Consider the following 19165-nt stretch of genomic DNA (forward strand, 5'->3'; position numbering starts at 1 on the left):
TGATCGGAGTTAGCCCTAGTTGGCGGCTTTGCAGACTTGTTTGTTGGTCAGAAGCGACTGTTAGAAGAAGCTCTTAAACAACAATACGATGTAGTCCCACATGCGGCTAAATAGGCTGCCTTGGTCCACTGTTTCCAGTGCCATTAGTGGGTACTCAGCAATATCTTCACCATCAATTTGATAGTATAGCTTACCAACTACATCACCTTTCTTAATTGGGGCTTCTAGCTCTTTTTCAAGTACGAAGCTTGCTTTTAGGTTCTTTGCTTCACCGCGAGGCAGTGTCACGTAAGTATCTTGGTCAAGACCCAGTGCTACAGTGTCTTTGTTACCCATCCATACTTTTTCTTCTACGAAAGTTTCACCGGCTTTGTGTGGTGCCACTGTTTCGAAGAAGCGGAAACCGTAGCTCAGTAGCTTTTTGCTCTCTGACTTACGTGCGTTTGCATCTTTTGTACCCATTACAACAGCAACCAGACGCATCTGACCTTCTGTTGCAGAACTTACTAGGCTGTAACCTGCATTGCTCGTGTGACCAGTTTTGATACCGTCAACGTTCATGCTCTTGTCCCACAGTAGACCGTTACGGTTGTACTGAGTGATGCCGTTGTAAGTAAATTTCTTATCAGAGTAGATACGGTACTCGTCTGGCACGTCACGGATCAGTGCTTTACCAAGTAGTGCCATATCGTAAGGCGTTGAGTATAGGTTCGGGTTGTCTAGGCCGTGAACGTTCGCGAAATGCGTGTTCTTCATGCCCAGTGTGTTTGCCCATGCGTTCATTAAATCAACGAATGCGTCTTCAGAGCCAGCAATGTGCTCAGCCATTGCCACACAAGCATCGTTACCTGATTGAATGATGATGCCGCGGTTTAGGTCATGAACCTTAACCGTTGTACCGACTTCGATGAACATTTTTGAAGAATCAGGGAAGTTTTTCGCCCAAGCATTCTTACTGATGGTCACATCATCGTCTTCTGAAATATTACCACGCGCTAGCTCTTGGCCAATTACGTAGCTGGTCATCATCTTTGTCAGACTAGCAGGAGACAACTTTGTGTTCATCTCTTTCTCAGCCAGAACTTTACCTGAGTTGTAATCCATCAAAACGTAGCCTTTGGCAGCGATTTGAGGTGCATCTGGGACAACAACTGGTGAAGCAAAAGCAGATTGAGCGATGGTTGCAGATAGTGCAACCGTAGAAACGAGAATAGATTTCACAAACTTATTTTTATTCATGGTAATTCAAATTTTTTGGTTAACTGCCGACATCTTAACAGAATCCCCACTTATGTAAGAGGGGCTCTGCATAGAAAATCATGACACCAAGGTCATTTGTCAGTTTTGTGTTTTTTAATAAATGCGGTCGAATAGCCGAGCAACTTTACTTTATCCAGAGTGGCTTGCGTCAGGGAATAGTCAGTATATGGGCCCAGCAGCAAGCGATACGTATCTTTCGAGGACTCCAAGAAAGTTTCCGTATCCAGCTTTTGACCAAGCTCTTGGCCTAAAGTTCGCGCTCGATCTTCATATTTTGACGACGCAACCTGAATCACGTATCTAGGGTGTGCAGCGAGCGACTTCTCATCGGTCGGTTTATCTACCGTGATGACTTCAATCTCTACGTTTGCGGTACCGGTTTTCACGACATCTAGCTTATGTGCTGCTGCGTAACTCAAGTCAATGATACGGCCATCATGGAAAGGGCCACGGTCATTCACGCGGACTACGGTTGACTTGCCATTGTCGGTATTGGTTACCTTCACGTAGCTCGGCAGTGGCAGGGTTTTATGCGCCGCTGTCATTGAGTACATGTCGTAGATTTCGCCGTTCGAGGTTAAATGGCCTTGGAACTTTTTGCCATACCATGAGGCACGACCTTTTTCCGTAAAGCCTTTTGCGTCACGAACGATTTTGTAGTCCGAACCGCGTAGGTTGTAATCGCTGTTACCACCTAAGCTGTAAGGTTCGTATTTAGGATGCGCATCCTCAATGTGCTCGACCGATAGTGGTTTATCAGGAGCTACATCGGATTCAAGATCATAACGGCCTTCCTGTGTTTTTTGGTCGGTAGAAGAACAGCCCGCCAAAATCACAGCAGAAAAAACTAAGGAATATAAAGCGCGTTTTTGCATGGTCTAGGTCGCCTTAGAGAATGCTTTTCGGTGTGTGTGGATCGACATCAGAATGCCAAAACCAGCCATCAGTGTCACCATTGAGGTACCACCATAACTGATCAACGGTAAAGGTACGCCTACTACAGGTAGGATGCCACTTACCATGCCGATATTTACAAAAATATATACGAAGAAGCTGAGTACAATACTGCCTGCCATCATTCGACCAAACGCGGTTTGCGCTTGGCTCGCGAGGTAGAGACCACGGCCAATAATGAATAGATAGATGGCTAATAGGCAAAGGAAGCCAATCATACCCCATTCTTCTGCAATTACTGCAAAGATAAAGTCAGTGTGTCGCTCTGGAAGAAATTCCAATTGTGATTGAGTGCCTTGTAACCAGCCTTTGCCGGAAATACCACCAGAACCAATTGCAATCTTACTTTGGATGATGTGGTAGCCAGCGCCAAGTGGGTCCGACTCTGGGTTAAACAGCGTTCGTACGCGAACCTTTTGGTATTCACGCATCAAGAAGAACCACAAAATGGGGATAAATCCACCGAGTGCCACTGCCGCGGCAGCAATGATTTTCCAACTAATACCAGCAAGGAAGATAACGAAAATACCGGAGGCCGCGATTAGGATAGAGGTACCCAAATCAGGCTGTTTGGCGATAAGAATAGTCGGTAAACAGACCATAATCAGCGCCACAATCAGGGTTTTGAATGTCGGTGGGAGAGGCTGGCGGCCGATGTAGCGAGCCACCATCAAAGGCACGGCAAGCTTGAGAAGCTCAGATGGTTGGAATCGGACGAAGCCAAGGTTGAGCCAGCGTTGTGCACCTTTGGATGCTTCACCAAAGAACAGCACCCCAAAGAGGAGTATGACCCCTCCAACGAACATCAGCGGAGCGAGACTCTCATACGTTCTTGGTGAGATTTGCGCCAAAACGATCATGACTAATAAAGACAGCACCATACGCATCGCTTGGCGATCCATCATAGCCAAGCTTTGGCCACTTGCGCTGTACATAATGACTAGGCCAAAGCCCATCAATGCAAAGATGCCGAGTAATAACGGCAAGTCGATATGGAAGCGTTCAAACAGGGCGCGGTTTTTGCCTGTAGAGGGATCCATTTTCATCACTGCGTTACCTCTTTCTTCGCGTTGTTTTGCTCTTCTTCAGGTTCAATTTTTTCAGGGCCGATAATGACTCGGTCGAAGATCTTTCTCGTGACTGGCGCACCATTACTTGAACCACCACCGGCGTTTTCTAGCACCACAGATACCACCACTTCAGGGTCATCAAAGGGTGCAAAGCCAGTAAACAAGGCGTGGTCACGTAAGTGCTCTGCGACTTCATCCGCGTTGTATTCTTCATCTTCACCAAGGCCAAAGACTTGTGCGGTACCGGATTTACCACCAGTTTGGTAATCCATGTTGTAGAAAGAGCGACGAGAGGTGCCTTTCGTACCATGGTTTACTAAACGCATGCCTTCTTTCGCCATATTCCAGTACTTGTCTGGCACATTTTGAATCGGTGGGTAGGTGACGTATTCCGAATTTTCTTGCTCTTCGAAATCACCGCCATTATCGATGGTGGCTTTCAATAAATGAGGAGCGGTCACTGCACCTTCGTTGACCAGTACTGAGGTTGCTTTGGCAATCTGCATTGGTGTTGCCGTCCAGTAACCTTGACCAATACCAACCGGAATCGTGTCACCCTTGTACCAAGGCGTCTTATGACGAGCCATCTTCCACTCACGAGTCGGCATGTTGGCCTTACTTTCCTCGTAAATGTCGATGCCTGTGTAATCGCCAAAGCCAAACATCATCATCCAATTTGATAGCCGATCAATGCCCATGTCGTAGGCAATTTGGTAGAAGAAAGTATCGACCGATTCTTCAATCGACTTAATGATGTCTACGCGGCCATGCCCCCAACGCAGCCAATCTCGAAATGGGCGAGTGTCGGAGTTTGGAATACGCCAGTATCCAGGGTCATTACGTGTGGTTTTTGGAGTAATGACTCCTTCTTCCAGCGCTGCTACAGCAATGAAGGGTTTGATGGTCGAAGCTGGCGGGTAAATACCTAGCGTTGTACGGTTCACCAATGGACGGTTCTTGTCGTTCAGTAGTGCGCGGTACGCTTTACCGGAGATACCGTGTACGAATGCGTTCGGGTCGTAACTTGGGCTTGAAACCATCGCAAGTACGCCGTTATCACGAGGATCAAGCACAACAGTACTACCACGTCGGCCATCAAGCAGTTGGTGCACGTAAAGTTGTAGGTTGATATCAAGGTTTAAGACGATGTCTTTCCCCGCAATAGGCGGAACGTATTTCAGGGTACGAATGACGCGACCACGACTGTTGACTTCAACCTCTTGGTAGCCCGCTGTGCCGTGCAGCAAGTCTTCGTAATACTTTTCGATGCCTAACTTACCAATGTCGCGTGTCGCTTGGTAGTTGGCGTCTTTTTCTTCACGGATTAGGCGCTGCATATCGCGGTCATTGATTCGTGACACGTAGCCAATGACGTGAGTCAGGACTTCGCTGAATGGGTAGTAGCGTTTCAATGTCGCACTGATTTCAACACCAGGAAAACGGTATTGATTCACTGAGAAAACAGCGACTTGGTTTTCATTCAATTGAGTTAACAGTGGCACAGACTTGAAGCGACGAGTGCGCTTACGTTCACGGTGGAAACGCTCAACTTGTTCTGGCGTGATCTCAAGGATGGTTTGCAGCGCTTCAATGGTACTGTCGATGTCTTTGATTTTCTCTGGAGTCAGCTCCAAGTTGAAGACTGGACGGTTTTCCGCGAGCAATACACCGTTGCGGTCATAGATAAGACCACGGTTAGGAGCGATTGGAACCACTTTAATGCGGTTATCATTAGAGCGGGTTTTATAGTCTTGAAACTGGTTTACCTGAATGTTGTACATATTGGCAACCAGCAAGCCCATCAAAATGACGATACCTAAAAATGCAACAATAGCGCGGCTAGAAAATAGACGCGCTTCTGCTTGGTAATCTCGAATTTGACTGCGGCGTTTACGAATCATTAACGCTTGTCTCTACAGCTAAGTAGCGATTATTCGCGGTGGTAAGGGTGGTTAGCAGTAATGCTCCACGCTCGGTATAAGCTCTCTGCCATCACGATGCGCACAAGTGGGTGCGGCAGTGTCAATGCAGACAGTGACCAGCTTTGGTCTGCTGCGGCTTTACAAGCTGGCGCTAAACCTTCAGGGCCGCCGATCAGAATCGACACATCACGACCATCGAGCTTCCACGCTTCTAGCTGTTCGGCCAGTTGCGGGGTATCCCACTTTTTGCCTGGGATATCGAGTGTGACGATACGAGCACCTTTAGGTACGGCTGACAACATCGCTTCGCCTTCTTTTTGCAAGATACGCGCGATGTCTGCATTTTTGCCGCGTTTACCCGCAGGGATTTCAACCAACTCAAGTGGCATATCATGTGGTAAACGGCGACGGTATTCTTGAAAACCTTCTTCGACCCATTTTGGCATTTTTGTGCCGACGGCAATTAGTTGAATTTTCAAACGATTAACCCCAGAGTTTTTCTAGTTGGTATAGCTCGCGGTGCTCCTCTTGCATCACGTGAAGCATTGCGTCGCCCATGTCGAGGACAACCCATTCGCCTTCATTTTCGCCTTCCATACCTAGCGGCTCTAGACCTGCCTTCTTCACTTCAGATGCGACGTGATCAGCGATAGATGAAACGTGACGCTTAGATGTGCCAGTACAAATGATCATGTAATCTGTCACGCTTGATTTGCCTTCTACATCTAGAATAACAATCTCTTCCGCTTTCATGTCGTCGGCTTTATCGGCTAAAAAGTCTTTAAGTTCTTCGCGAAGCACTCGGTTTTCCTCGGTATTTTCTTTTCTGTCTGTGGGAGTTTTAACTAAGCTGGGTTAAAACTGGTCGCGCACTATATCACGCTTTAAAAGCTAAATTGCCAGCTTAATATCAGGAGAGCAGGTTTCTAGGCTCAATTGATGGATAGTTGGCCACACAGAGTCATCATATTGGGTTTTGGCTTTTATCTCGGCGTGCGCCAAAAGAGACAAAAGTGCACAAATTCGGGAGGCTGACAGACGAGTCAGCGCTGCATTATAGAATGGGCGTTTGTTTTGCCACACTCGATGTTTTTCAAACACCTGACTCATGCCCATTTGAATAAGGTCTCGGTGCATGTTTAGTAGTTGGTTGAACTCTTTCTGTACGCTTCGGATCAGAATGATGGTTTCGATGCCTTCCGCCTCTAGCTGTCGCAGAATGCGCTGCGCGCGGTTTGCTTTACCTGCTAGTAGAGCGTCAATCCAATGGAACGTCGTAAAGTGATTGTGGCGGCTCAGCGCTTCTTCAAGACGCACTACCGTCAGCTCGCCATCTGGGTAGAGTAAAGCTAGCTTTTCTAAACTTTGCGATAGCGCGAACAAATTACCTTCGTGCCATTGTGCCAACATTTGCAGAGATTGCTGATCCGCTTTTAATCCCAACGCTCGGCAACGTGCCTGCACGAACATTGGCAGTCGCTGCAAATCAGGTGTTAGACAACTTACCCAGTCACCCTTGGCACTCAGTGCTTTGAACCATTTAGCGTTTTCTTGTGCTTTAGTCAGTTTGCTGCCAACCACCACTAACATGATGTCGTCATGGAGCATTTCGCACAGATTGACCAGTTCTTTACTGATGGCTGCGTTTGCACCAGCCTCTGGTAGTTCAAGCTCAATCAGTTGACGGCTAGAGAATAGGCTTAGCGCTTGGAAGCAGTCATAGACTTGATTCCAATCTAAGCTGGCGTCGACGGCAAAACGGTGTCTTTCTTCAAAGCCTTGTTGGCGAGCCATGTTTTGGATCGCTTGACGGCTTTCTCGAATTAACAGCGGTTCGTTACCAAAGATCAGGTAAACCTGCTTGATGTGTTTCGCTAGGTGATCAGCCAGCTTGTCGGAAAAAATTCGCATTCTGATTAAGAGTTTGTGTTCGTAGAGTTAGCGTTTGTCGCTTCAGGAGCAACGTGGCCTTGTTCGTATTCAGCACGAACTCGACCTAGTTGGCGCATCATTTGGCCAGCCGCTTGTTGACGCATTTCATCTTCGATAACGTCACGTTCTACTGATTTCGCTAGTGCAGTTAGCGGGTTATCTAGGTAGTTACGGTTAACGGTGGTCGTGAAATCTTTTGCACCGAAGCCAGGGATCGTCACACGGTATTTCACCACGTAAGTCAGTTCTTTTTCTGCTGCTCGGCTGTTTTGGTAAAGCGATAGCGTACGCTCGTCAATGGTCGCTTCACTAAGGTGTAGGTTCGGAGTATTTGATGACGGTTTTACTAAATCGACCTTGTTCAATTCAAGTTGAGCGCGGATGTAACGCGTCAATGGGCTGTATTCATCATAGCTAGTGAAAGACATGGTGTGGAGCTCTTCCGGAACGGAGTACTCGCCACGAAGGTGAAAACCACAGGCAGAAAGAAGCCCCGCTAATACCAAAACCACTGGTAGTTTAATCAAAGAGAAAAAGCGCATTGATTGTATTCATCCTAAATTGAAGGGGTTATTTACCTTAAACCACTCGGCATGAATGGTTTGAGGTAAATAAACAGGGTAGCGAACTACCCTGTTTAATGACTCCTAGCATGCGAATTGGTTCGCGTTGCTTTGAGTTATTGCAAGCTGCGTTTCGTTTTTAGCGAAAGACTAGTTTGCAACGATGTTCAACAGTTTACCTGGTACGTAAATTACTTTACGGATAGTTAGGCCATCTGTGAACTTAGTAACGTTTTCGTCGTTTAGACCAAGCTCTTCTACTTGTTCTTTCGTTGCGTCTGCAGCAACAGTCAGTTTCGCACGTAGCTTACCGTTTACTTGAACAACGATCGTTTTCTCGTCTTCAACCAGTGCTTTCTCGTCGAACGTTGGCCATGCTGCATTATCGATGTCAGCTTCACCTAGCGCAGCCCATAGTTCGTATGAGATGTGCGGAGTGATTGGGTAAAGCATGGCAACAACAGCTTTTAGCGCTTCATCAAGGATTGCACGATCTTGTGCAGATTCTTGAGGCGCTTTCGCTAGCTTGTTCATCAGTTCCATGATTGCAGCGATTGCTGTGTTGAACGTTTGACGGCGAGCGATATCATCAGTCACTTTCGCGATAGTTTTGTGAACATCACGACGAAGAGCTTTTTGGTCACCAGAAAGTGCTGCTGCATCTACTGCTTCTGCTGCACCTTTTGATGTGTGCTCGTTTACTAGTTTCCAAACACGTTTCAGGAAGCGGTTAGCACCTTCTACGCCAGACTCTTGCCATTCAAGTGTCATGTCTGCAGGAGACGCGAACATCATGAATAGACGTACTGTGTCTGCGCCGTACTTATCTACCATCTCTTGAGGGTCGATACCGTTGTTTTTCGACTTAGACATTTTGATCATGCCTGAGTGTGTAACATCGCGGCCTTCAGTGTCTTTCGCAGAAGTGATGCGGCCTTTACCGTCACGCTCAACAGCAACATCTGTTGGTGCAACCCACTCTTTACCGCCTTTCTCGTTCTCGAAGTAGAACGCGTCTGCTAGTACCATGCCTTGACACAGTAGTTGCTTGAACGGTTCGTCAGACGTTACGTAGCCAGCATCACGTAGTAGTTTGTGGAAGAAGCGAGAGTACAGTAGGTGCATACAAGCGTGCTCGATACCACCGATGTACTGGTCTACTGGTAGCCAGTAGTTTGCTTTTTCTGGATCTAGGATGTCGTCAGCTTGTGGTGAACAGTAACGTGCGTAGTACCAAGAAGACTCCATGAACGTGTCGAACGTATCTGTCTCACGTAGAGCAGGTTCGCCGTTGAAAGTTGTCTTCGCCCATTCTTTGTCTGCTTTGATTGGGCTAGTTACGCCGTCCATTACCACGTCTTCTGGAAGGATTACTGGTAGTTGGTCAGCTGGTACTGGGTGAACTTCACCGTCTTCAGTGGTTACCATAGGGATTGGCGCACCCCAGTAACGTTGACGAGATACACCCCAGTCACGTAGACGGAAGTTAACTGTCTTAGTACCTTTGCCTTCTGCTTCTAGCTTCGCTGCGATTGCATCGAACGCCGCTTGGAATTCTAGACCGTCGAATTCACCTGAATCGAACAGTACACCTTTCTCTGTGTATGCCGCTTCAGAGATGTCTAGCTCACTGCCATCAACTGGCTTGATAACAGGCACGATGTCTAGACCGTACTTAGTTGCGAACTCGAAGTCACGTTGGTCGTGCGCAGGTACTGCCATTACAGCGCCTGTACCGTAGTCCATCAATACGAAGTTTGCTACGTAAACAGGAACTTCACGGCCGTTCAATGGGTGAATAGCAGTAAGGCTAGTCGCCATACCTTTCTTCTCCATTGTCGCAAGCTCAGCTTCTGCAACTTTGGTGTTCTTACACTCTTCGATGAACGCTGCTAGTTCTGGGTTGTTCTCAGCTGCGATAGTTGCTAGAGGGTGACCTGCTGCGATACCAACGTAAGTCACACCCATTAGAGTGTCTGGACGAGTTGTGTAAACTTCTAGGTCTTGTTGACCTTTCACTTCACTGTCTTTTAAGGCAAATCGCAGCTCAACACCTTCAGAACGACCGATCCAGTTGCGCTGCATGGTTTTCACCATTTCTGGCCAACCTTCAAGCTTGTCTAGATCGTCAAGCAGTTCTTGAGCGTATTCTGTGATCTTGATGAACCACTGAGGAATTTCTTTTTGCTCTACAGGCGTGTCACAACGCCAGCAGCAGCCGTCTTCAACCTGTTCGTTTGCAAGAACAGTTTGGTCGTTTGGACACCAGTTAACAGAAGAAGTCTTCTTGTAAACCAGACCTTTCTCGTAAAGCTTCGTGAAGAACTCTTGTTCCCAACGGTAGTACTCAGGTGTACATGTTGCGAATTCACGGTTCCAATCGTAACCAAAGCCTAGAAGCTTAAGTTGGTTCTTCATGTATTCGATGTTTTCGTAAGTCCAAGGTGCAGGCGCGGTGTTGTTTTTAACCGCTGCGTTTTCTGCAGGTAGACCAAACGCATCCCAACCGATTGGTTGCATTACGTTTTTGCCTTGTAGGCGTTGGAAACGAGATACTACGTCACCGATGGTGTAGTTACGCACGTGACCCATGTGCAGTCGACCACTTGGGTATGGGAACATGGATAGACAGTAGAATTTTTCTTTGTTTGGGTCTTCACTTACAACAAAGGTCTTGTTGTCATCCCAGTGCTTTTGAACTTTCTGTTCAAGGTCTTGTGGATTGTATTGTTCTTGCATCGATGGTATCCGGTTATCTTGGAATTTGTGAGTTCGGTTAGAACAGACTTAAATAGATCGTCATAGAATACCTAAAGCTAGGGATCACAACAATAGCCAATCTATACCCATGCGTCTGAAGTGACGCTTGGTAGTGGAAAGATGGAGGTCAGTTATGCCTAAACGTAAAGCAGGTTATGAGGAAATGCTCGAGGATGTGATTGAAACCTTGAAGCACAGTCCGGATGAAGTTAACAAAGTATTCGAAACGTCGGGCAAAGTGGTGGATGCTGCCAACGACATGACCAAAGACGAACTCTCACTGATATCAGCTTATGTAAAAGCGGATTTAAAAGAGTTCTCGGACAATTATGAAGAAGGTAAGAGTGGGCCTTTCTATCTCACGATTGCTGATTCGATTTGGCAAGGTCTGCTCGATATTACCGACAGAACCAAAGTGGAGTGGGTAGAGCTATTTGATGACTTAGAGCATCAAGGGCTTTATGAAGCGGGCGAGGTGATTGGCCTTGGTACTTTAGTCTGTGACGAATGTGGTCACAAGACGACATATAACCACCCAACCGTGATCATTCCATGCATTAAGTGCAATCATACTGGCTTTAGTCGTCAGTCACTGAAACCATAGTGAGACGTTAAAACGTGATGGAATAAAAAAGAGGCTCTAGAGCCTCTTTTTTGCGTTTATGACTTTTTCTTTCTTGGTAACCACCAAGCCAACATCAAACTCAATCCAGCCCAAATGTAGAGCGGCCATGTGCCCACGATACGATACGGAGTTTGTCCGTCGGTAGGTACAAGCTCTGCACGAAGTACTGCGGTTTCAAATTGAGGGATTTGCTCAATGATTTTACCTTTATGGTCGGTTACCGCTGTTACGCCGTTATTGGTCGAACGAATAAGTGGCTTACCAAGCTCAAGAGCACGCATTCGAGCGATTTCCATGTGTTGCAATGGACCAATCGAATGACCAAACCACGCATCATTAGACAGCGTTAGAATGAAATCAGTATCGTCGGTAACATTCTGGCGCACTTGTTCGCTGAATATAATTTCATAACACAGTGCTGGGTCCATATGCTTACCGTTCGCCACGATGTTTGGCTGAACAAAGTCGCCACGACTGAACGATGACATCGGTAAGTTAAAGAATGGTGCTAGTGGACGCAGTACATCTTCAAACGGCACAAACTCACCAAATGGTAATAGGTGGTGTTTGTGGTAGCGCTTATCCATATCAAAGCTGTAATCGCCGTATGGGTTCACACCGAGCGATAGAATGCTGTTGTAGAACTGACCGTCTTCACCTTGGTTAACGACACCAGTAATGATGGCGCTGTTATTCATCTTCGCGGCAGCATCAATGTTTCTTAGGAACGATGGTACTTCAATTTCAAATGCAGGGATCGCGGCTTCTGGCCATACGATGATGTCAGCATCCCAGTTCTCACGAGTGAGGTCTGCGTATTTCATGATGGTTGGCCAGCGTTGGCTCGGTAGCCATTTTAGGTTCTGGTCAACGTTACCTTGGATCAGTGCAACTTTGGTGGTGTCTTCCACACGTGGAGTGACCCAATCGTACTGACGGATACCAAAGCCCGCACTTAATAGCACGGCAGGGATGATGATCATTAACCATTGCTTATGGATCCATGCGTACGCCAATGCGCCAGCACTGATCATGATAAACAGGGTTAATAGCTCTACACCACCAATAGGCGCAAAGCTAGCAAATGGCGCATCAATTTGGCTGTAGCCAAGCCATAGCCAAGGGAAGCCTGTCATTACCCAGCCGCGTAGCCAGTCGGTGACTAGCCATAATGCAGGGGCTGCAAGCAGTGCTTTGCTTAGGGTAAATTCTGGGAAGAACTTGTTGCTGAGCCATGCAAACAGGCCGGTGTAAACCGACAGGTAAGCGATCAGTAAGCCCATAAGGAAGAGGTTTGCAATTAGCGGCATGCCGCCAAAGCCAGCAATGCTGACGTAAACCCAACTTACACCCGTCGCAAATTGACCTAGCCCCCAGGCATAACCGATCCAAAGCGCGCGCTTAGGCGATTGGTTTGCAAGAAGAATAAGTAGAATGGCAGGGCTGAGTATGGCGATTGGCCATAACTGGTAAGGGGCAAATGCTAGGGTAGTGGAGGCGCCAACAAAAGCGGCCACTAAGGGCCGCTTGAGGCGATGAAAGAGTACATTCATCATTTTATTTTTCTGATATTCCCGATGTTAGGGTATCGCGTTACTCTTGAGTGGCTTCAACCAGCTTTTCTTCGCCTGGAATCGTCACTTGAAGTTGAATGACACGACGGTTGTCGGCAGCCGTTACTTTGAAGCTGTATGCTTCAATATCCACGACTTCGCCACGCGATGGTAGGTGACCAAAAGCAGTCATTACCATGCCGCCAACGGTATCCACTTCTTCATCGCTGAAGTTGGTACCGAATGTCTCATTAAACTCTTCAATGGTTGTCAGAGCTCTGACAGCAAACGTGTGTTTGCTCAGCTTACGGATATCGGTTTCTTCATCGTCATCAAACTCATCTTCAATATCCCCTACGATTTCTTCAAGGATATCTTCGATAGTCACAAGACCAGAAACACCACCGAATTCATCGACAACAATCGCCATGTGATAACGTTCTTCACGGAATTCTTTCAGCAGGCGGTCGACGCGTTTACTTTCCGGTACCACGACTGCTGGTCGAATTACTTCTTCGATATCAAATGGGTTACTGCCTGAGCCCAAGTATTTGAGTAAGTCCTTCGCTAGTAGAATGCCTTCCACATGGTCTTTATCTTCGCTGATCACAGGGTAGCGAGAGTGTTGAGCATCAGTGATCAGTGCGATCAAAGTATCTAGATCGTCTGTGCGCTCAACAGTAACCATTTGCGAACGCGGGATCATAATGTCACGCACGCGCATTTCGGAGATTTCCATAACACCTTCAAGCATGTCGCGGGTGTCGTGGTCAATCAGGTCATTGATTTCTGAGTCGCGGATTACATCCACAAGCTCTTGGCGGTCTTTTGGTTCGCCTTGAAATAGTTGACCTAGACGTTCAAAGAAGGACTTTCTACTCGGACCTTCTGCCTTTTCTTTCTTGCCTTCATTAGAAGAGGGAGAATTATCTTCGTTCATTGTTTCTCAATTAAGTAACGCTATCAGATGTGTGATAGCTCACATAGAAAGACGAGCACGAGATGGTTATCTGGGTGGTTCGCCTTTCCCTGTCGAGCAACCAAAGTTACTCTTTTTCAGCAATATACGGGTCTTCATAACCCATACCTTGCATGATTTCTGTTTCGAGGGATTCCATCTCTTCAGCTTCATCATCCTCGATATGGTCATAACCTAGCAGATGCAAGCTGCCATGTACAACCATATGCGCCCAATGTGCTAGTAGAGGCTTGTTCTGCTCTACTGCCTCTTTTTCAACAACTTGACGACAGATGATCAAATCGCCTAGTAGGTCCATTTCCATACCAGGTGGTACTTCGAATGGGAAAGACAGCACATTGGTCGGCTTATCTTTACCACGGTATTCGTGGTTTAGCTCGTGACTTTCTTGCTCGTCGACAATACGAATTGTCAGTTCCGCTTGAGGCTGAAATAAAGGGATAGTCTTATCTAGCCACAATTGGAAATCTTGCTCAGAAGGTAAGCCTTCTTCATTTTCGACTGCCAGTTGCAAATCAAGTTCAATTGCCATGGTTATTCCTTAGTTGCCGCAACTTGTGCGTTCAGTTCAGCTTTGGCTGCTTCTAGCAGTTTGGCATCACGTTCTTCACGACGGCGTTTTTCGAACTCTTTACGTTCTTTCTGGTCTTGCGCTTCCCACTTCTCGTAAGCGTTAACGATGCGCGCTACAACTGGATGGCGCACTACGTCGTCAGCTTGGAAGAAGTTAAAGCTGATGTCGTCAACTTCGCTCAGTACTTCAATTGCATGTCGAAGCCCTGATTTCGCACCGCGAGGTAAGTCAATTTGAGTGACGTCACCGGTGATAACCGCGCGAGAGTTGAAGCCAATTCGCGTCAGGAACATCTTCATCTGCTCGACGGTGGTGTTTTGGCTCTCATCAAGAATGATGAAGGCGTCGTTTAGAGTACGACCACGCATGTAAGCAAGAGGTGCTACCTCAATCACGTTACGTTCAATCAGCTTTTCTACGCGCTCAAAGCCCAGCATTTCAAACAGGGCATCGTACAGAGGACGTAGGTAAGGGTCGACTTTCTGGCTCAAATCACCAGGTAGGAAGCCCAGTTTCTCACCTGCTTCAACCGCAGGACGAGTAAGTAGAATACGGCGGATCTCTTGGCGCTCTAGTGCGTCAACGGCTGCCGCAACCGCTAGGTACGTTTTACCAGTACCAGCAGGACCGATACCGAAAGTGATATCGTGCGTCACCATGTTCATCAGGTATTGGCCCTGATTTGGTGTACGAGGCTTGATCACGCCTTTTTTCGTTTTAACGAAGACTTCTTTACCGTGTTCGAAATTCGATTCGGTGTTTTGCTCCAGAACACCCGATTCTTTGATTGCCAGATGGATCTGTTCTGGTTCGATATCAGGGGTTTCGCCGCGGACAGGAGCGGTGTCTACGTAAAGGGTTTTTAGGATATCCAGCGCAGCTGCTGCGGTATGAGGTTTACCGACAATGGTGAAAAGGTCGCTACGGTGGTTAATTTCAACGCCTAGACGACGTTCTAAATGCTTGATGTTGTCATCGAATGGACCGCACAGGCTTGCTAGTCGGCGGTTGTCTGAAGGTTCTAGATTGATTTCTAGCGTTACGATTTTATTGCTCAATGTTGCCTCTCATTTTATGCCACTTAACGAGAGCCTGATAACGACCAGGCTCTCAATGGCTATTTGTACGAGCTTATGGCGTAAAAGTAGCTACACCTAGCTCATCTTCGCGACGTGTTTTCGCCATCATTTGCGTTGGTGAAATCACACTACGAAGGTCCATGTCTTTTTCTGTACGTACTAGCTCACCACGTAGTGAGTTAGCAAATACGTCCGTAATCTTCACGTCAACGAATTGACCAATTAGGTCTGCGCTACCTTCAAAGTTTACTACACGGTTGTTTTCTGTACGAGCGCGTAGCTCCATTAGGTTCTTCTTAGAAGGACCTTCAACCAGAACGCGTTGCTCAGTGTCTAGCATTTGACGAGAGTAGCGCATTGCTTGCGTGTTTACTGTTTGTTGTAGCTCGTATAGACGCTCTTTCTTCACTTGCTCTGATAGGTCACAAGGGTAATCTGCCGCTGGCGTACCTGGACGTGGAGAGAAGATGAAGCTGAAGCTCATGTCAAAGTCTACGTCTTTGATTAGCTTCATTGTGTCTTGGAAATCTTTGTCTGTTTCACCAGGGAAACCAACGATAAAGTCTGAACTGATTTGGATATCAGGACGTGCTTTACGCATTTTACGGATGATCGACTTGTACTCAATCCCAGTGTGAGGACGTTTCATCATAGTCAGCACTCGGTCACTACCACTTTGTACTGGTAGGTGAAGGAAGCTCACTAGCTCAGGTGTGTCTTCGTATACCGCGATGATGTCATCAGTAAACTCTAATGGGTGGCTTGTTGTAAAGCGGATACGATCAATACCATCGATAGACGCAACCAAACGAAGCAGTTCTGCAAATGAACAGATTTCGCCGTCGTGCATAGGACCACGGTATGCGTTTACGTTTTGACCCAGTAGGTTTACTTCACGTACGCCTTGATCTGCTAGTTGTGCAATTTCGAACAGTACGTCATCCATTGGACGGCTTACTTCTTCACCACGAGTGTACGGTACTACACAGTAAGTACAGTACTTAGAACAGCCTTCCATGATAGAAACGAATGCCGTTGCACCTTCAGCACGAGGCTCAGGTAGACGGTCGAACTTTTCGATTTCTGGGAACGAAATGTCCATTACTGGTGCTTCATCCGATTGAGATTGTTTAATCATCTCAGGAAGACGGTGAAGAGTTTGCGGACCAAAAATGACGTCAACGTATGGTGCACGCTGACGGATGTGATCACCTTCTTGAGTTGCTACACAACCACCTACGCCGATAACTACGCCAGGTTTTTTATCTTTTAGTGTTTTCCAACGGCCAAGCTGGTGGAAAACTTTCTCTTGCGCTTTTTCACGGATCGAACAGGTGTTAAGTAGAAGTACGTCTGCTTCCTCTGGCTCTTCTGTCAGCTCGTAGCCGTTTGCAGCATTAAGCAGGTCGGCCATTTTTGATGAATCGTATTCGTTCATCTGGCAGCCCCAGGTTTTAATTAGCAGTTTCTTACTCATCTCACTTTCGCTCGTTCAGTTGTACTTAAATCGGAGAGCTATTGCTCAAATTATAGCCGCCATCTCGGCGGTAAGCGGCGTATTGTACTGCTTTAAAAAGCACCTGACTAGTGATCTGACGAATTCTCTGCAAACCCTGATGAAATCTAGTTTTTTGCCCTATATACAGCAAGGTTTTTTGTTAAACAATTTTGTAAAAATAGTCATGGAACGTACAATTAAAAAACGCCAATTAATCAATACGATGAAGAGCAAAAAATGAACAAGTATGACATCGCCGTAATCGGTGGCGGCATGGTCGGAGCAGCAGTGGCTGTTGGGTTTGCCAAGCAAGGCAGAAGTGTTGTAGTGGTCGAAGGCGCAGAGCCAAAGGCGTTTGAGGCTTCTCAAGCGCTGGATATTCGCGTTTCCGCGATTTCTCATCAGTCGGTGAAGTTACTTGATTCATTAGGTGTATGGTCTGCGATTGAAAACATGCGAGTGTGCCCTTATCGTCGTTTGGAAACGTGGGAACATCCTGAGTGCCGTACACGTTTTCACTCTGATGAGCTTTCGTTGGAGCAGTTAGGCTATATCGTTGAAAATCGACTAATCCAACTTGGTCTTTGGCAAGCTTTCGCACAACACGACAACTTAACGGTGATGTGCCCAGAGCGATTGAAAGACATCGAATTTGCCGAGGTAAACCGTGTAACGCTAGAAAGCGGCGAGCAGTTTGAAGCTAATTGGGTGATTGGTGCTGATGGCGCGAACTCAAAAGTTCGTCAATTGGCGGGTATTGGCGTAACCGCATGGGATTACCGTCAACACTGCATGCTGATCAACGTGAAAACTGAGCTGCCGCAACAAGACATCACTTGGCAACAATTTACTCCGTCAGGTCCACGCTCATTCTTGCCGTTATGCTCATTAATTGAAGACGGTCAAGACGTTGGGCAGGGTTCGTTGGTTTGGTATGACTCGCCAAAACGCATTAAACAATTATGCGCGATGACGAAACCTCATTTAAGAGAAGAGATCCTACGTCATTTCCCTGCCGAGTTGGGTGATATTGAAGTTCTACAATTTGGCTCATTCCCACTCACTCGCCGCCATGCCCAAAGCTATTCAAACAAGAATTGCGTGTTAGTGGGGGATTCTGCTCATACAATCAACCCACTTGCTGGGCAAGGCGTGAATCTCGGCTTTAAAGATGTTGATGTTCTGCTTGCGGTTACCGAGCAGCAAGAACAACTTAACGATGCATTGCTTACCAAATATGAGCGCGCTCGTCGACCAGATAACTTGTTAATGCAAACGGGCATGGATGTGTTCTACAAAGGCTTCAGTAATGATTTAGGTCCGTTGAAGTTCGCTCGTAATGCAGCATTGAAGCTGGCAGAAAACTCAGGGCCGATCAAAGCGCAAGTATTGAAGTATGCGCTAGGTATGTAAAAGACTTCAGAGCACATAGAAAGCAGTCGATAAAAAGCAATAGATAGAAAAAAAGCGAGCCATGAGCTCGCTTTTTTAATTCGATAAATCAGAGATCTACCGAGTCCAGAATCAGAAAAAAGAAAAAACCCAGCAAATTAATGCTGGGTTTTTCAAGAATGGTGCGGAAGGAGAGACTTGAACTCTCACACCTTGCGGCGCCAGAACCTAAATCTGGTGCGTCTACCAATTCCGCCACTTCCGCAACTTATTCTGTAGTTATCAAGGTAATTGGTAAAACCTCAACAACGTTGTGTAATGGCAGGGCTACCTGGATTCGAACCAGGGAATGGCGGCATCAAAAGCCGCTGCCTTACCGCTTGGCGATAGCCCTACTAACCTTAGCCTTTCAACTAAGTGCTTTCCTATAAGGGAAAGTATGGTGCGGAAAGAGAGACTTGAACTCTCACACCTTGCGGCGCCAGAACCTAAATCTGGTGCGTCTACCAATTCCGCCATTTCCGCAAAGTATAGATTATTTTTAGATGGTGCGGAAGGAGAGACTTGAACTCTCACACCTTGCGGCGCCAGAACCTAAATCTGGTGCGTCTACCAATTCCGCCACTTCCGCATCTAAAATCTATATTAATGGTGGCTACGACGGGATTCGAACCTGTGACCCCATCATTATGAGTGATGTGCTCTAACCAGCTGAGCTACGTAGCCATTCTATATTCTTTAATCAAGTATGGTGCGGAAGGAGAGACTTGAACTCTCACACCTTGCGGCGCCAGAACCTAAATCTGGTGCGTCTACCAATTCCGCCACTTCCGCAACTTGATCTGTAGTTACTGATGTAATTGGTAAAACATCAGTAACATTGAATATGGCAGGTCTACCTGGATTCGAACCAGGGAATGGCGGCATCAAAAGCCGCTGCCTTACCGCTTGGCGATAGACCTACGGGCGATAGTCCTAAGACATATCAAATAATGGTGCGGAAG

Annotated in this window: 16 protein-coding genes and 7 tRNA genes; 2 read left to right on the top strand and 21 right to left on the bottom strand. The window is 46.9% G+C overall.

Annotated features, from left to right (window positions below):
• Positions 1 to 60: 60 nt before the first annotated feature.
• The 9 genes from KIV40_RS02940 to leuS all read right to left on the bottom strand — a co-directional run bounded on the left by KIV40_RS02940 (position 61) and on the right by leuS (position 10440).
• Positions 61 to 1239: a serine hydrolase gene (locus KIV40_RS02940; RefSeq protein WP_005530703.1), complete on the bottom strand. Its 1179-nt coding sequence runs from the start codon at positions 1237 to 1239 to the stop codon at positions 61 to 63.
• A gap of 92 nt (positions 1240 to 1331) precedes the next feature.
• Positions 1332 to 2135 (bottom strand): septal ring lytic transglycosylase RlpA family protein, encoded by an 804-nt coding sequence (locus KIV40_RS02945; protein WP_005530706.1) that lies wholly within the window; start codon positions 2133 to 2135, stop codon positions 1332 to 1334.
• Between the two features lie 3 nt (positions 2136 to 2138).
• On the bottom strand, positions 2139 to 3260 hold the full coding sequence (gene rodA / locus KIV40_RS02950; protein ID WP_012127185.1) for a rod shape-determining protein RodA: 1122 nt from the start codon (positions 3258 to 3260) through the stop codon (positions 2139 to 2141).
• The gene (mrdA, locus tag KIV40_RS02955; RefSeq protein ID WP_285347924.1) at positions 3260 to 5185 is read right to left on the bottom strand and encodes a penicillin-binding protein 2; all 1926 of its coding nucleotides are present in this window, start codon (positions 5183 to 5185) and stop codon (positions 3260 to 3262) included. Before mrdA ends, rodA begins: the two co-directional genes overlap by 1 nt.
• 29 nt (positions 5186 to 5214) lie before the next feature.
• Positions 5215 to 5685: a 23S rRNA (pseudouridine(1915)-N(3))-methyltransferase RlmH gene (gene rlmH / locus KIV40_RS02960; RefSeq protein ID WP_285347925.1), complete on the bottom strand. Its 471-nt coding sequence runs from the start codon at positions 5683 to 5685 to the stop codon at positions 5215 to 5217.
• A 4-nt stretch (positions 5686 to 5689) separates the two neighbouring features.
• Positions 5690 to 6007, bottom strand: coding sequence for a ribosome silencing factor (rsfS, locus tag KIV40_RS02965; protein ID WP_005425840.1), 318 nt, complete (start codon positions 6005 to 6007; stop codon positions 5690 to 5692).
• A gap of 90 nt (positions 6008 to 6097) precedes the next feature.
• On the bottom strand, positions 6098 to 7117 hold the full coding sequence (gene holA / locus KIV40_RS02970; RefSeq protein ID WP_285347926.1) for a DNA polymerase III subunit delta: 1020 nt from the start codon (positions 7115 to 7117) through the stop codon (positions 6098 to 6100).
• Between the two features lie 5 nt (positions 7118 to 7122).
• Positions 7123 to 7680: an LPS assembly lipoprotein LptE gene (lptE, locus tag KIV40_RS02975; RefSeq protein WP_005425837.1), complete on the bottom strand. Its 558-nt coding sequence runs from the start codon at positions 7678 to 7680 to the stop codon at positions 7123 to 7125.
• A gap of 171 nt (positions 7681 to 7851) precedes the next feature.
• Positions 7852 to 10440 (bottom strand): leucine--tRNA ligase, encoded by a 2589-nt coding sequence (leuS, locus tag KIV40_RS02980; protein ID WP_285347927.1) that lies wholly within the window; start codon positions 10438 to 10440, stop codon positions 7852 to 7854.
• Positions 10441 to 10594: 154 nt separating this feature from the next.
• Here leuS and KIV40_RS02985 point away from each other — a divergent pair, with 154 nt between their 5' ends.
• Positions 10595 to 11065 carry a zinc ribbon-containing protein gene (locus KIV40_RS02985; RefSeq protein WP_005438586.1) on the top strand — a complete coding sequence of 157 codons (471 nt, stop codon included), beginning with the start codon at positions 10595 to 10597 and terminating at the stop codon, positions 11063 to 11065.
• A gap of 56 nt (positions 11066 to 11121) precedes the next feature.
• Here KIV40_RS02985 and lnt read toward each other — a convergent pair whose 3' ends face one another.
• The 5 genes from lnt to miaB all read right to left on the bottom strand — a co-directional run bounded on the left by lnt (position 11122) and on the right by miaB (position 16748).
• Entirely contained in the window at positions 11122 to 12642 is a 1521-nt protein-coding gene (gene lnt / locus KIV40_RS02990) for an apolipoprotein N-acyltransferase (protein ID WP_012127193.1), read from the bottom strand.
• 37 nt (positions 12643 to 12679) lie between these two features.
• Positions 12680 to 13579 carry a CNNM family magnesium/cobalt transport protein CorC gene (gene corC / locus KIV40_RS02995; protein ID WP_012127194.1) on the bottom strand — a complete coding sequence of 300 codons (900 nt, stop codon included), beginning with the start codon at positions 13577 to 13579 and terminating at the stop codon, positions 12680 to 12682.
• A gap of 106 nt (positions 13580 to 13685) precedes the next feature.
• Positions 13686 to 14150, bottom strand: coding sequence for an rRNA maturation RNase YbeY (gene ybeY, locus KIV40_RS03000; protein ID WP_005425552.1), 465 nt, complete (start codon positions 14148 to 14150; stop codon positions 13686 to 13688).
• 2 nt (positions 14151 to 14152) lie between these two features.
• Positions 14153 to 15250, bottom strand: a complete 1098-nt coding sequence (locus tag KIV40_RS03005; RefSeq protein WP_010446465.1) for a PhoH family protein — start codon at positions 15248 to 15250, stop codon at positions 14153 to 14155.
• A gap of 73 nt (positions 15251 to 15323) precedes the next feature.
• Complete coding sequence (miaB, locus tag KIV40_RS03010; RefSeq protein WP_285347928.1) at positions 15324 to 16748, bottom strand: tRNA (N6-isopentenyl adenosine(37)-C2)-methylthiotransferase MiaB; 1425 nt, start codon at positions 16746 to 16748, stop codon at positions 15324 to 15326.
• Positions 16749 to 17006: 258 nt separating this feature from the next.
• Here miaB and KIV40_RS03015 point away from each other — a divergent pair, with 258 nt between their 5' ends.
• A complete protein-coding gene (locus KIV40_RS03015) occupies positions 17007 to 18182 on the top strand; it encodes a 2-octaprenyl-3-methyl-6-methoxy-1,4-benzoquinol hydroxylase (protein ID WP_285347929.1) in 1176 nt (391 codons plus the stop codon).
• A gap of 159 nt (positions 18183 to 18341) precedes the next feature.
• Here the strand turns inward: KIV40_RS03015 and KIV40_RS03020 are convergent.
• The 7 genes from KIV40_RS03020 to KIV40_RS03050 all read right to left on the bottom strand — a co-directional run bounded on the left by KIV40_RS03020 (position 18342) and on the right by KIV40_RS03050 (position 19123).
• A tRNA-Leu gene (locus tag KIV40_RS03020) sits at positions 18342 to 18426 on the bottom strand.
• A 54-nt stretch (positions 18427 to 18480) separates the two neighbouring features.
• Positions 18481 to 18555: transfer RNA gene (locus KIV40_RS03025), tRNA-Gln, on the bottom strand.
• Between the two features lie 46 nt (positions 18556 to 18601).
• Positions 18602 to 18686, bottom strand: a tRNA-Leu gene (locus tag KIV40_RS03030).
• 21 nt (positions 18687 to 18707) lie between these two features.
• Positions 18708 to 18792: transfer RNA gene (locus KIV40_RS03035), tRNA-Leu, on the bottom strand.
• An 18-nt stretch (positions 18793 to 18810) separates the two neighbouring features.
• Positions 18811 to 18887, bottom strand: a tRNA-Met gene (locus KIV40_RS03040).
• A 23-nt stretch (positions 18888 to 18910) separates the two neighbouring features.
• Positions 18911 to 18995 (bottom strand) — tRNA-Leu (locus tag KIV40_RS03045).
• 53 nt (positions 18996 to 19048) lie between these two features.
• Positions 19049 to 19123 (bottom strand) — tRNA-Gln (locus tag KIV40_RS03050).
• Between the last annotated feature and the right edge of the window lie 42 nt (positions 19124 to 19165).

It is taken from the genome of Vibrio sp. D173a (assembly GCF_030248475.1).